This window comes from Methanoregula sp., from assembly GCF_049518935.1.
Taxonomy (GTDB): Archaea; Halobacteriota; Methanomicrobia; order Methanomicrobiales; family Methanospirillaceae; genus Methanoregula.
Window position 1 is genome coordinate 172,980 of the sequence record NZ_JBEKRH010000003.1, and the last position, 14,112, is coordinate 187,091.

The window sequence follows — 14,112 nt, forward strand, 5'->3', positions numbered from 1 at the left end:
GCGTCAGATCGCAGGGAGCGTTATACGGGTATTCACTTTCGGGTTCCGGAAGCCATGATTTAAAAACGATGGCAAAAGTACTGAGTGTGAAGATCGCACGCGTGATGAGCTGGCCATGAATCCACTGACTTTTGCCGGCTGGGTCGAACTTAAGGGGAAACGACTCGGTCCGGAGGCACTTGAAACTATCGTGAGGACGACCCCCGAAGAGATCCTCCGGTTCGGCGGTGAGTTCTCGCTCTCCTGGGACGGGTGCACGGCCCGCGACTGTTACGGTGTTATGGAAGGTCAGGGGCCAAAAGGCACCCTGCTCTGCAATGGCGAGGTGAAAGGACAGATAACTCCCGACGTACCTGACCTGTCGCTTGAGGAGGCGATCATCACAGCCGTGCAGCTCCGAAGCGACGAGGGTGTTACCGCCCTCTCCGGAGGCGTGGATTCCACCCTCGTTGCCTGCCTTGCCGGCCGGGAATGCATAACCGTCGGCGTTGAAGATTCCCATGATCTGTCACAGGCAAGGAAAGCGGCAGACGCACTGGGGCTCTCCTGTTCATATGTGACAATCACCGGGCAGGAGATCGAAAAAGCGCTCCCCCTCGTCATCCCGGTCATTCCGGACAGGAGCCCGGTCAATGTCGGGATCGCTGTTACGCAGTACTTCATCGCCCGGTGGGCCGGAGAGCAGGGATATCATCGGATTCTTGCCGGCCAGGGTGCGGACGAGCTCTTTGGCGGCTACTCCCGCTACCTCGGGACACCTACCCTCGAAGCGGATCTTGTGCGGGACTTTGCCGGTCTCGAAGGGCAGGCGCGGCGCGACCAGGCAGTTGCCGCCCTCCACGGCACGTACCTTTCGATGCCCTACCTGGATGCCCGGGTTGTGCGCGCTGCCTTCAGGATACCGGCTGCTGAAAAAGTGCGGGATGGCCGGCGTAAAATCCCCTTAAGGGAGGTCGCAGAACGCCACATTCCGAAAGATCTCGCATGGTACGAGAAGAAAGCCATGCAATACGGGAGCGGGGTCTGGCACGTGATCCGGAAGCTCGCCCGTAAAAACGGTTATAAAACGTCCGTGCAAGATTACATAGATTACATCAGCAGGGTGGACCATGGTCACTGAAAAAGATGTACAGCATATCGCGGAGCTGGCCGATGTCGGTATCAGTTCCGATGAACTGGGTCCCTTTACGCACCAGTTCAACGAAATCCTCGAATATTTCGATACGCTTGACGCGGTGAAAGGCGATGCGGCTGCAACAAAAGATCTCTATAATGTGATGAGAGAGGACGAGACCGAGCCCTCCCTCCCGCAGGAAGACGTACTCAGGAATGCAGCGGCTCAGGAAGACGGTTTTATCAAGGCTCCGCGGGTGATGTAGTGGCGGAAAAGTCGATCGTGTTCGAACCGGACGACAAATATAATGCATTTCTTACCGTATGCAGCAGGCCATCCCACACCGACGGGAAACTTGCCGGCGTTGCCGTTGCCGTAAAGGACAACATCTCGACCCGGGGGATCGAGACCACCTGCGCATCAAAGATCCTCAAGGGCTACGTACCTCCCTACGATGCCCATGCAGTGGAACTCCTCCGTAAGTCCGGCGCAGCTATCGTTGGCAAGACCAACATGGACGAGTTCGGGATGGGGACCACCACCGAGAACTCGGCGTTCGGCCCCACCCTCAATCCCTGCGACACCGGGCGCGTGCCCGGCGGATCCAGCGGTGGCAGTGCCGCCGCAATCGCTGGCGGGATGGTGAAGATGGCACTCGGCACCGATACCGGGGGCTCGATCCGGTGCCCCGCCGCGTTCTGCGGGATCACTGGCCTGAAACCCAGTTACGGCCGGGTCTCCCGCTACGGTCTGATCGCGTACGCGAACTCGCTTGAACAGATCGGACCCATGGGAAAGACCGTGAGCGATGTCTCCACCCTGATGCAGGTGATTGCCGGCTACGACCGCCACGACTCCACCTCCCACAACAAGCCCTACACCCATACCCCCCATGCTGATGTCAAAGGGCTGAAGATCGGGATCCCGCAGGAATATTTCGGTGCCGGTGTTGATCCGGCGGTTGCCGGTGTCGTGAAGAAGGCAATTGGCCGGCTGGAAGAACTCGGGGCCACTACCGTCCCGTGCAGCATCCCGTCGATGGAATATGCCCTTGCCGCATACTACGTGACCTGCACCTGCGAAGCGTCTTCCAACCTTGCCAGGTTCGACGGGGTCCGGTACGGTCCCGCTGCAGATACGAAAAAGTCGTGGCACGAGGCCTACCAGGAAGTCCGCAGGGCCGGGTTCGGCACCGAGGTGCGCCGGCGGATCATGCTCGGGACCTTTGCGCTCTCAAGCGGGTATTACGGGAAATACTATGCCAAGGCGCAGGTGGCCCGCGAGAACGTCCGCAAGGACTTCCAGCGGATCTTTGCCGATGTCGACGTGATTGTCGGCCCGACCATGCCCACGATCGCGTTCCGGCTCGGCGAGAAGAGCGACCCGCTCTCGATGTATCTCGCCGATATCCTCACGGTGCCGGCGAACCTTGCCGGCATCCCGGCGATTTCCGTCCCGTGCGGCAAAGCCGGTGGCATGCCGGTCGGCCTCCAGATCATGGGCAGGTATTTCGAGGACGAGCGCGTGATTGATGTGGCCTATGCCTACGAACAGGCGGTGGTCTGAAATGGCGGAAACCGATGTCATCGTAGGGCTTGAAGTCCATTGCCAGCTGGATACAAAGAGCAAGCTCTTCTGCGGCTGCTCAACAGACTACCGGAGCGACGGGCCAAACACCCATGTCTGCCCGATCTGCCTCGGGCTCCCGGGAGCGATGCCGGTTTTGAACAAGCGTTCGATCGAGTACGCGATGCGGGTGGCAAAGGCCCTCAACTGCACCGTGCTCCACGAATCCGAGTTCTCGCGGAAGAACTACTTCTATCCCGATCTCGACAAGGCCTACCAGATCACCCAGTACGACAAGCCGCTCGCAGAAGGCGGTTACCTTGAGATCGAAGGCGACGAAGGCGGGGAGAAGCGGATCCGGCTCACCCGCATCCATGTAGAAGAAGACCCCGGCCGGCTCGTCCACATGGGCAATGCCGAACGCGGGAAGTATTCGCTCGTGGACTATAACCGTGCCGGCATCCCCCTCATCGAGATCGTGAGCGAACCGGATATGCGCTCGCCCAAGGAGGCCCGGAAGTTCCTGAACAAGCTCCGTGCAACGCTCGAATACCTCAGCGTCTTTGACTCCGACAAGGAGGGATCGCTGCGGGTCGATGCGAATATCTCGATTGTGGGCAGCGAGCGCGTGGAAGTCAAGAACATCACGTCCTACAAAGGAGTAGAGAAGGCGCTGACGTTTGAGATCACCCGGCAGAAGAACGTGCTCCGCAGGGGCCAGAAAGTGGACCGGGAGACCCGGCACTTCCTCGAAGCCCGGGGTGTCACCCAGTCTGCACGGTCCAAGGAGCTGGAGCATGACTACCGGTATTTCCCGGAGCCTGACCTCCGACCACTCCATGTACAGTCATGGGTGGAGGGGATCGTCCTTCCCGAACTGCCCGATGCACGCCGTGAGCGGTTCATGGCGCAGTACGGCTGCTCGCTCAACCATGCCCGGACCCTGACCGGGGAACTGAAGCTCGCGAACTTCTTCGAGAAGGTCGTTCTTTCCAATCCGAAGGGTATGTCCACGCTCGCCGCCACATGGATTGCAGATACCCTGATCGGGGAGCTGAACTTCCGGGACATGGATCTCGACCCGGTCGACCCGGAGAGTTTCACCGGGCTTGTCCTGCTGCTGAAGGCAGGCACGATCACCGACAAGAGCGGTGTGGAAGTGCTCCGGGTGATGCTGGACCAGCGGCTGAAACACGAGCCCGTGGAAACCCCGGCGGGGATCGTTGCCCGCCTCAACCTTGCAAAGACCTACGGAGATACCGGCACGATAACCGTTGCCATTGGGGAAGCGATCAATGAGAACCCGAAGGCCCTTGAGGATTACCGGGCCGGAAAAGCCGGGGCCCTGAACTTCCTTGTCGGCCAGGTCATGAAGAAGACGCGTGGCAAGGCAGATCCCGGCGAGCTGAACCGGATGCTTATTGAAGCGCTCAAAAAGCGGGAGGCGTAATACCCGTGCACCTGATCGTAGCAGAAAAGAACATCTCGGCCCGCCGTATTGCTGAGATCCTGTCAGAAGGAAAGAGGATCTCTGAAAACAAGGATGCCGGTGTCTCCACGTACAGTTACGGGGACACTACTACCGTCGGGCTCCGCGGCCATGTCGTGGAGATCGACTTCGAGCCGGGATATTCCAACTGGCGCAGCGAGGAGGCAACGCCCCGGCACCTGATCGATGCAAAGACCATCAAGATCCCGACCGAGAAGAAGATCGTCTCCCTCCTCCAGAAGCTCTCACGGAAGGCAGACCGGGTCACGATCGCAACGGATTTTGATACGGAAGGGGAGCTCATCGGCAAGGAAGCCTACGAGCTCGTCCGGGCCGTCAACCCGAAGGTCACGATCGACCGGGCCCGGTTCTCGGCGATCACATCCCAGGAACTCCGTCACGCCTTCTCCCATACCACGGATCTCGACTTTGCGCTCGCAGCGGCCGGCGAAGCCCGGCAGTCGATCGACCTCATGTGGGGGGCATCCCTCACCCGGTTCATCTCGCTTGCAGCCCGGCGGGGCGGCCAGAACATCCTCTCGGTCGGCAGGGTCCAGACCCCCACCCTCTCCATGATCGTGGACCGGGAGAAGGAGATCGAAGCCTTTGTTCCGGAGAAATACTGGCAGTTGTCCCTGGACTTCGAGAAGAAAGGCGAAGTGATCGAGGCACGGCACACCAACGGCCGGTTCCACGAGAAGGCTGTTGCCGAACAGGCCCGGGAGCGGACGAAAGCGCCGCTCGTGGTCAAAGATGTGAAGTTCGGCGTCAAGCAGGACCGGGCACCGTCGCCGTTCGATACCACAACCTACATCGTGGCGGCAGCCCGGCTCGGGCTCTCCGCGGCGAACGCGATGCGCATTGCCGAAGACCTGTACATGAACGGTTTCATCTCGTACCCGAGGACCGACAACACCGTGTACCCCCCGTCGCTGGACCTTGACGGAATCCTCAAAACACTGCGGAACTCGCCGTTCAAAAAGGACGTCGAATGGGTGATGGCAAACCGGCGTGCAGTCCCGACCCGGGGCAAAAAATCCTCCACCGACCATCCCCCGATCCACCCGACCGGTGGAGCGACCCGGGAGCAGCTGGGAGACGACGCGTTCAAGGTCTATGAACTCGTGCTCCGGCGTTTCCTTGCCACCCTCGCACCCGATGCCACGTGGAAGACCCTCAAGCTCCTCTTCGATGCAAACGGTGAAGAGTATACCACGACCGGGGGGCAGCTCACCGAACCCGGCTGGCATACGGTCTATCCCTTCAGCGAGGCAAGGGAGACTCTCCTCCCGGAGTTTACCACGGGAGAGCAGCTCCCGATCAAAAAAGTCACGCTGGATGAGAAGGAGACCCAGCCGCCCGCCCGCTATACCCAGAGCAAACTGATCCAGCGGATGGAAGAACTCGGCCTTGGCACGAAGAGCACCCGGCACGAGGTGATTGCAAAGCTGGTCTCCCGGAAGTACGTGGAAGGTGCACCATTACGCCCCACGCTTGTCGGGCGTGTAGTGACCGAATCGCTCGAGCAGCATGCCGATGCGATTACGAAGCCCGTAATGACCCAGACTCTTGAATCGCACATGCAGCTGATCAAGCAGAGCCAGCGGACCCGGGAGGACGTGATCAAGGAGTCCCGGGAGATGCTCCACCATGCCTTCGACCAGCTCGAGGCAAACCAGCAGGTGATCGGCGACGATATCCGGGACCGGACTGCCGAGGAGATGAACCTTGGGAAATGCCCGGTCTGCGGCGGTACGCTTGCGATCAAGCACCTCCGGGGCAACACCCAGTTCATCGGCTGCTCCCGGTATCCTGAATGCAGTTTCAACATCGGCCTGCCCATGGCGCAGTGGGGCTTTGCGGTCCGCACGGACGAGGTCTGCGACAAGCACCAGCTCAACTATGTCCGGCTCGTGCGGAAGGGGGCACGGCCCTGGGATATCGGCTGCCCGCTCTGTCACCACATCAGCTCGAACCAGGAGTCCCTTGCCGAGATACCCGGCATGACCGCGGAACTGGCAGACACCCTCCGGTCCCGCCATATCTACACGGTTGCCGAGATCACCCGCAGCACGCCGGAAACCCTGGCAAAGAAACTCGGGATGGACATCGTGAAGGCAGAGCAGCTGATCCGGGATGCGGGGACCGTGCTTGAGAAACTACGCCGCAGGTCGGAATGCCGCAAGTTCATCAGGGATCATCTCATCCCCCGCAAGGGGCGCAGCTATGCGAAGATCATGAGTTCCCTCCGGGAATCCGGTATCTCCGAGATGGCCGACCTGGCAAAGGCGGATCCATCGGTACTGAAAAAGGCAGGGATCAGCGATGTCGAATCAGAGCAGGTTGTCAATGAGGCAAAAATTGTCTTCAACACGCACATACTCAGGGAGATCGGTATCCCCGCAGTCAGCCTGAAAAAATACATTGCCGCAGGCATCGTTGAGCCGGAAGCATTCTGTACGCAGCCCCCGCTCACCCTGAGCGAACTGACCGGCATGTCCCTTGCCACCGTCCAGCGCCATGTCGAAAAGGTCTGCGAATATCTCAAGAAACCCGTACCGAAGAAATTTTCAAAACTTCAGATCGAGCGGGGCAAAAAAGAACTCCTTGCCCTCAGCGGCCTTGGTGCAAAGGCAGTTGAAACGATGTTAACCGCCGGGGTCATCGATACCGGGGCACTTCTTGCCGCAGACGCAAAGAAGCTCGCAGCCGGGACCGGCATCCCCGAGCAGAAGATCCGGGACTACCAGAAACTGATCCAGAAAAAGAAAGACAACGCGATTATCCAGCTTTAAAATACCGGATCTGGAATTTATTTTTTCAGGGCGAGCTCTATGGCGACCCGCAGGTCTTTATCGTCAAATGGCTTTACAATAAAACCATCCGGTTTCGTTTCTTTTGCGCGCTCAAGCGTGGGGCCATCAGAGTGGGATGTTACATAGACAACAGGGATGTCGAACCCTTTTTTTATCAGTTTTGTAGTCTCGATCCCGTCCACGTCACCTTTGATATTTATGTCCATGAGCACAAGGTCCGGCATGGTTTTTACTACCAGTTCCATTGCTTCTTCAGAACTTACCGCCCTGCCGCACACTTCGTAGCCGAGGTTTTTCAGCCGCCAGTCGGCAACCTTGGCAATGATATCATCATCTTCGACAAGAAGTATCCTTTCACCTGTCATAAATCCTGCCTCCTGTATATAATCAAGAGGGCATCTGCCTGATATGTTTACCTCTTGTTAATCTTTGTGCAACCGCCAGGTACCGTTCGGGATCCGGAGCTCGAACCTGGCCCCTTTCCCGAAAATCCCGTTTTCTTCAATGGATATTCCGGTTATTGCCAGAATTTCTGCGGTCAGGAACAGGCCCATGCCGGTATTTTTTCCCACACCCCGCTTGAAGATCTCGCTTTTCTGCCTGTCTTCAACACCTTCACCATCGTCCTCGAAAACAAGCGAGAAACCTTTATCGGAAATACTGGGATATATCGAGATTGTCGTGAGAGTTACACCATACCTGATTGCATTGTCTACAAGGTTGTAAAACACCTTTTCCAGCAACGGATCGGCGTAGATTTCTGTTTTTTCGAACTCTGAACAGAAGGTGAGACCGGATTTTGCGAAATTCTGCACGGTTTTATTGATGATATCATTGACATTCTGCCATTGCGGCAGGTGAACGCCAACTTCCTGGTATTCCCGGGTAAACGTGATATGGCGCTGGATAACCCGGGTAAGATCCCTGATATCATTGAGCAGCTGCTCCTTTTCTTCAGGAGAGCTTGTTGCTTTTGCCATATCCACACACCCGAGCAACCCGGTGATCGTGTTGAGAATATCATGCCGGGTGATCTGGTTCAGCAGGTTCAGTTTTTTATTGGCGATATCGATCGCATCTTCAACACGCTTTCGCTCAGTGACATCGCGCAGGATCCCGTAAATCCCGATCGGTTTTCCTGAGACATCGAGCTGGAGGGTGCTTTTTTCCTCAAACCAGAAGGGGGTACTCCATTTGTCCAGGATCCTGAACCGGGAAAAGAACTGTGCCCCTTCTTTTAATTCACGGAAGAAATTGGTATCTATCTGGTATCTGTCTGCGGGATGGATGAAAATACGAAGCGGTTTCCCTATCACCTCTTCTTCAAGGAAACCATATTTTTTGACCTGTGGCGAGACATAGGTAATAATCCCGGTCATGTCAGCAGAGAAGAGGATGTCGGGGGTATTTTCCGTGAGGGCCCGGTATTTCTCCTCGCTCTCCTTGAGGGCGTCCTCGATCAGTTTCTGCTCGGTGATATCTGTGATCGTTCCGACCCAGCCATTAAGATTGTCTTTCTTATCGATGATGGGGACGGTCTGGCCAAAAAGCCAGTAGGGTGTTCCATCCGGGTGGATGTACCGTACTTCAGCACTGTTTTTTCTCCGTTCGCTGATTAATTTGCCAATATCCTTCAGAATGCGATTGCGCTCTCCCTGCGGGAGAATATCTGCCCAGTACGTCCCCCTGATTGTTTCAAGCGGGACGCCGGTGATTTTGGTGAATGTCTCGTTGATGAAGGTGATATGCCCGGAAGGATCCGTCCGGAACACCCCCACCGGAGATGCCTGCAGGATGCCGGTGAGGAGGTCGGTACTCTCGCGCAGGTCATGTTCTATCTTTTTGCGGATCGTGTTATCGATGAAGGTCTCCAGCAGGCATGACTTTCCCTGCAGTTTGATCCGGACTACATGTTTGATAATGGGGATTTTATCGCCGCTGCAGGTCAGCAGTTCACGTTCGGTATTGTCCACGTTCTGGTGGAGATCAGTGATGGGACAGCGACCTTCCTCCCCCGTGCAGATGAAGCGATGGCAGCTCTGGTTGACTATCCTGTTCTTTGTAATGCCTATCATCTCAAGTGCTGCAGGGTTGGCATCCACGATCCTGTGCGTCTCGAGATCGATAACAAGAATACCCACTTTTATCGATGAGAAGAGTGTCTGGAGATATTCTTGGCTCTCGATCAAGGCCTCTTCGAGTTTCACCCGTTCGGTGACATCAACGACAATCCCGCGGAAACCGGTACTCGTTCCTTCCTTTTTTATGAGGGAAGTGGAAACGATCGCATTCATGAGGGTGCCATTCGGTCGTTGTAATGCATAGACCTCACCAGGGGATGGTGAACCCGTCATTACTGCTGCGAGACCGCGCTGCATCTGCGCGATGTTGTCCGGAGATAAAAACCGGCTGATATTGACTCCCTGCCCGATCATCTGCTCGGTGATCCCGAATTGTTCCAATCCTGCTTTATTGACATACAGGATATTCCCGGTAGTATCCATCTCAAAAATGATCTGGGGGAGAAGTCCGGTAAGATCGCGGAACCGCGCCTCGCTCTGCATAAGAACATCGTGGGTCTTTTCGATGGTATCGAGCATGCGGTTTATCTCACGGGAAAAGGATGAGAACTCGTCGTTGCCGTCAAGATGTATCCGATGGGATGCTGCGGTATAGATGCCGATGTTATGGACCTGCTGGCTTAAGGAACTGACCCGGGACAGTACAAGCCGGTCGAGGATCAAGAGGACGACGACTCCGAAGAGGAGCCCTGCCCCCAGCACGATCAGGATGTACTGGTAGGTTGAGGTGAGGCCCTGCTGGTAGATATCCCGGGGCTGCAGGATCTCTAATATGAATGCGTCCTTGCCGTTCACATCCCGAATGAGTGAATATCCCGCTATCTGGCTGCTGTTGACGGGGATGACCACTCCCGGGCTGCTGTCCTCAGAACCGGTTCTCAGGGACGAAAGCAGCGAGACGGGGAGCGCTGGATCATCAACCCGGATCAGGTGGATGTTCAGTCTGGATAATTTCGAGAGATCGGAGATTTCATCAGCATCAAGGTACTTTCCCATGATGACTACACCCTGCGGGATACCGGAGTAATCGGTGTGGACAATGGGGCGGGAGGCGGCGAGCAGAGGTTTTCCCCCCAGCATTACGATACCGGTAACTGCATTGTGGGGATCTGCCATGGAAAGCAGGGGGTTTGCCGGGGTCAGAGTCTGCCCGAGTGCATCCGGTACTGAAACCATCGTGTTATTCTGATCATCATACTCGCCGGCATAGACGATCTCCCCCGTCCTGTTGGTGATGACGACGAGGTCTATCCCCAGGTTTTTGTAGGCTTCCGGAAACAGGTTTGTGGATACATAATCCGGCTCGTTTCCGTTGACAAAATTGTAGGTATCGTCCCATGGTCCCCAGTCGGCAACGATCGATGAAATTGAGTTCTCATCGTCCTGCAGCCGGTTCACCCCCTGGTCCACATCCTGCAACATGTACTTGTGTTCCAGCGCGCTGTAGCTCGACATAGAGACAACCGAAACGAAAATGCTGATCAGGACAAGGATGATAATCAGGAGGGCGATAAGAATGACACTCGTCTTTTCCTGGAGCTTCATGGGAATCCTTGGATATCTTCCCGATTACGGTTTATCCGATATATACCATTCTATATTTGCCGGGGTACTCCCCGGCAGCGTGCCGGAAGGGGTACCGTTTATGGGGAGGGAATACCATAATGTACAGTGATTGTGATGAAATGGAAAGACTGGGTGCACGTGACCAAACTGGATCCTGACAAGCAGCTCAAACCCGGCGATATCGACGCGATCGCCTCCAGCGGTACGGATGCCCTGATGCTCTCGGGCACGCTCAATGTCACAAAGGAGAACCTTGCAGCACTCCAGAAACAGGTGAAGGCCTATAACCTGCCGCTCGTGATGGAACCGGCGGGACCCGATGCGGTCCTCGTGCAGGGCATCGACTATGTGTTCGTTCCCAGTGTCATGAACACCACCGATGTAATGTGGCTCGTGGGCAAGCACCGGGCCTGGGTCCAGATGCATGCAGGAAAGATCCCCTGGGAGATGGTGATTCCCGAGGCTTATATCGTGCTCAACCCGGATTCATCAGTCGGGAAAGTAACAAAAGCGGTCTGCGACTTAAATGCCGCAGAGGTTGCCGCGTACACGACGGTTGCCGACCGCTACTTCCGCTTCCCGGTTGTCTATCTCGAATACAGCGGCACGTTCGGCGATCCGGCCGTGGTGAAAGCCGCGTCCGAAGCGATCGACAAGTCCGTCCTCTACTATGGTGGCGGGATCAACTCCGCGGAAAAGGCGGCCCAGATGAGTAAGTACGCCGATACAATCGTTGTCGGGAACGCGGTCTACGACCAGGGCGCCTCGGTTCTGAAGGCCACGGTTGACGCGGCCCGGTAATTCCCTTTTATGCCGGCCATTGACATTGTCCTTGTCGAACCCCTCTACGAGGGAAATGTCGGGTTTGCCGCCCGGGTCATGAAGAATTTCGGCTTTTCCCGCCTCGTGCTCATCAATCCCTGCAAACTTGGCGAGGAGGCGAAGGCACGGGCCTCGCATGCGCAGGACGTGCTCAAAAGCGCAGAGCTCTGCACGATCGAGGATGTCTTTGCCCGGTCCAATATCGTCATCGCCACGACCGGCACGGTGAGCAAGTCTGTCTGCCACGCGATGCGGATGCCATTCTATCCTCCCAAGGAACTCCGCGAGCGGATCAAGGATGCCGATGGCCGGATCTCGATCCTGTTCGGCCGGGAGAACTGGGGGCTCAACAACGAGGAGGTGAAGCGCAGCGACATGATCTGCACCATCCCGACTGCGGAGGAGTACCCTATCCTGAACCTCTCGCATGCGGTCGGGGTCGTCTGTTATGAGCTGGCAAACCTCCCGCTGCCCACCTACACCCTTGCCCCCCCGGAGTACATGGGATACCTGTACCGGCACGTAGACCGGTATCTCGACGCGATTCACCACCCAAAGTTCAAGCGGGAGAACACGATGACCCTGATCCGGCGGGTCCTCGGCCGGGCGAACCTCACGACCCGGGAGGCGAGCACCCTTCACGGCCTGCTGCGCAGGAGCGAGTGGCACATCGATCCCGCACTGCTCGACCGGGACCAGACCGGGAGAAAGAACCTGTACGATGATGGGGAAGAGTGACGGGATAACGGGATCTCACGTTTTCTCCTCCTTGACCGACCGGCGATTTTCTTTAAGCAATACACCCATTCTGGCGTGTATTTTTTCAACTCCCGCAAGTCTTACCCATAACGGCCAGACACCGGTAAAACCCGGCACACAGATATGCTGAATGAAAAAAGAAAAGATAATTATGTCCGTTTCCCGACCCAGTTGCCGTTCGCATTGGGGCAGTTGTCCGCAATCGATTGCCTGCAGGTAGGCGTATCACAAGTGAACGTACCTGCAAACCCGTTATTGTCCGGGTTCATGTAGAGGTCGAAGATACCAGATTCCACCTGCTTGTTAACATCAGTACCGAATGTAACAATGCAATAGGATTTCCAGGTTCCCGTTACCCCGGTCCCGCTCGCGGTACCGGTGAATGTTATCGGGCAGCTTGGCGTGGATACCGGGTATCCCGCCACAGATACGGTCCCGGTCACGTCACAGCCATTCTGGGTAAACGATACCGGGTTCATGGCGAACTCGCCGGCATACATGGTCTGCCACTGGTCTACGCCATTCACGGGAGGATTGAAATGTCCTCTCTCGTCAGCACATTTGCTTGTAGACGCGAGAGTGCTCCAGGTTCCATTCCACATACCCGTCCCCGAGCTGAGTGTCGGGCAGGTTGCTGCTGTAGTGGCAGCTGCTGCCGGGGCTGACGAGGATGAAGAAGCAGATCCGGTGCTGCCCGAGGAATCCGTCCCGGTTCCAATGGTCTTCGATGCGGTACATCCGGCAAGTGCAACAGCGATTACAACAAGCAGAACAGCGATGATGCCATAATTCGAAATCTTCACGGTATTACTCTCCACTCCCGAAAAATCTTCTCTGGAACGGTCCGGAGAAGTGCACAAATTCAGGTAGTTTTTCAGGTTTGGATTGAGCCCTTATATTAATTCCGAATTGTTATCGTGCGTGAATATGGGGATTAATTAATCCCGGCAGTATTTTCCGGTTCTCCGGATGCAAATCCTCTGTTTTATTATCCTGTCCCGGACATATCCGGACCTCAGGCAACAGCCGGGAAACGGTGACTACAGCATGCTGGATAAATGGAAATGGATTGCCGGTATCGTGTTTGTGCTTCTCTTCTGTATCGGTGCGGGATGCACGAATTTCCAGACGGACACCTCCTCGCAGGCCGGCGTGGGATCGGGCGGTAATGGCGGCGGAAGCGGGAATGCAGCAGCCGGTGCGGTCAGCTATCCGCCGAACACCTACTTCACTCTGGACTGCCAAGGCGATTATAAAACTATGGGACCGCAGGGTGATGCACCCTGGAACCAGCACGGCTCATTCACGCTGACCGGCAACGTGCCATTCCCCATCACCTCTGACTACAATAATCAGATGGGCTATGCACTGTATAATGCGGTCCCGCTTGGAACGAACATCCCGCTTACCATTCACGCCGAGTCGGAGGGGTGTTACGGCTCAAAGGATGACTGCAAGCCCTGCCACTTCGTATATGATGGGCAGATCTTCGCCAGTGGAATGATGGTCTACAACAGGACCAATGACCCGGGGCCGTGGAGTGTCACCTTCCTGCAGATGCCGGGTGGCGAGGGGGGATTCTGGCACACCGTATCTCTCACGCAGACCGACGGCGATTGCCCGGTCACTATCGATCAGGCCGTTACGCCGGGAGGACTCATCGATCCGGCATCGTCCTGTTATACCGATAGTCAGGGTGGAAGCCTCGGGACGCCCTTCTCCTTCAGCGATGGCAACGAGTTCGAAGTCTCGCCGCATCCGGACCCCACGGACGTGGTCTTTACGAGTAATTTCAAACCCATGGCAACATTCCACATCGGCAGGGCACCATCCTGATCCACACCTCCCTTTTTCGTTCCCGGAAGATCCCCTTATGTCCGATCAGCACCCATACTGGAG

General features: G+C 56.5%; 11 protein-coding genes. 8 read left to right on the forward strand and 3 right to left on the reverse strand.

From position 1 onward, the window contains the following. The first annotated feature begins 115 nt into the window (after nt 1–115). Genes ABSE13_RS04020 through ABSE13_RS04040 form a run of 5 tightly spaced genes read left to right on the forward strand, consistent with a single transcriptional unit; the run spans nt 116 to nt 6,964 of the window. Entirely contained in the window at nt 116–1,120 is a 1,005-nt protein-coding gene (locus tag ABSE13_RS04020) for an asparagine synthase C-terminal domain-containing protein (protein WP_424027206.1), read from the forward strand. Then, nucleotides 1,110–1,379 carry an Asp-tRNA(Asn)/Glu-tRNA(Gln) amidotransferase subunit GatC gene (gene gatC, locus ABSE13_RS04025; protein ID WP_424027207.1) on the forward strand — a complete coding sequence of 90 codons (270 nt, stop codon included), beginning with the start codon at nt 1,110–1,112 and terminating at the stop codon, nt 1,377–1,379. The genes ABSE13_RS04020 and gatC overlap by 11 nt, the downstream gene beginning before the upstream one ends. After that, complete coding sequence (gene gatA / locus ABSE13_RS04030; protein WP_424027208.1) at nt 1,379–2,680, forward strand: Asp-tRNA(Asn)/Glu-tRNA(Gln) amidotransferase subunit GatA; 1,302 nt, start codon at nt 1,379–1,381, stop codon at nt 2,678–2,680. The genes gatC and gatA overlap by 1 nt, the downstream gene beginning before the upstream one ends. A 1-nt stretch (nt 2,681) precedes the next feature. Continuing rightward, nucleotides 2,682–4,130 (forward strand): Asp-tRNA(Asn)/Glu-tRNA(Gln) amidotransferase subunit GatB, encoded by a 1,449-nt coding sequence (gene gatB / locus ABSE13_RS04035; protein WP_424027209.1) that lies wholly within the window; start codon nt 2,682–2,684, stop codon nt 4,128–4,130. A gap of 5 nt (nt 4,131–4,135) precedes the next feature. Further along, nucleotides 4,136–6,964 (forward strand): DNA topoisomerase I, encoded by a 2,829-nt coding sequence (locus tag ABSE13_RS04040; protein WP_424027210.1) that lies wholly within the window; start codon nt 4,136–4,138, stop codon nt 6,962–6,964. A 17-nt stretch (nt 6,965–6,981) separates the two neighbouring features. Here ABSE13_RS04040 and ABSE13_RS04045 read toward each other — a convergent pair whose 3' ends face one another. After that, entirely contained in the window at nt 6,982–7,350 is a 369-nt protein-coding gene (locus tag ABSE13_RS04045; protein WP_424027211.1) for a response regulator, read from the reverse strand. Nucleotides 7,351–7,407: 57 nt separating this feature from the next. Next, complete coding sequence (locus ABSE13_RS04050) at nt 7,408–10,611, reverse strand: PAS domain S-box protein (RefSeq protein WP_424027212.1); 3,204 nt, start codon at nt 10,609–10,611, stop codon at nt 7,408–7,410. 135 nt (nt 10,612–10,746) lie between these two features. Between ABSE13_RS04050 and ABSE13_RS04055 the strand changes: the two genes are divergently transcribed. Both ABSE13_RS04055 and ABSE13_RS04060 read left to right on the forward strand, forming a co-directional pair. Beyond that, complete coding sequence (locus ABSE13_RS04055) at nt 10,747–11,433, forward strand: phosphoglycerol geranylgeranyltransferase (protein WP_424027213.1); 687 nt, start codon at nt 10,747–10,749, stop codon at nt 11,431–11,433. 9 nt (nt 11,434–11,442) lie between these two features. Then, complete coding sequence (locus ABSE13_RS04060; protein ID WP_424027214.1) at nt 11,443–12,192, forward strand: RNA methyltransferase; 750 nt, start codon at nt 11,443–11,445, stop codon at nt 12,190–12,192. 170 nt (nt 12,193–12,362) lie between these two features. On the opposite strand, the gene ABSE13_RS04065 is transcribed toward ABSE13_RS04060, so the two are convergent. Continuing rightward, nucleotides 12,363–13,016 (reverse strand): hypothetical protein, encoded by a 654-nt coding sequence (locus ABSE13_RS04065; RefSeq protein ID WP_424027215.1) that lies wholly within the window; start codon nt 13,014–13,016, stop codon nt 12,363–12,365. A 166-nt stretch (nt 13,017–13,182) separates the two neighbouring features. Here ABSE13_RS04065 and ABSE13_RS04070 point away from each other — a divergent pair, with 166 nt between their 5' ends. Continuing rightward, complete coding sequence (locus tag ABSE13_RS04070; protein ID WP_424027216.1) at nt 13,183–14,049, forward strand: hypothetical protein; 867 nt, start codon at nt 13,183–13,185, stop codon at nt 14,047–14,049. The last annotated feature ends 63 nt before the right edge of the window (nt 14,050–14,112 follow it).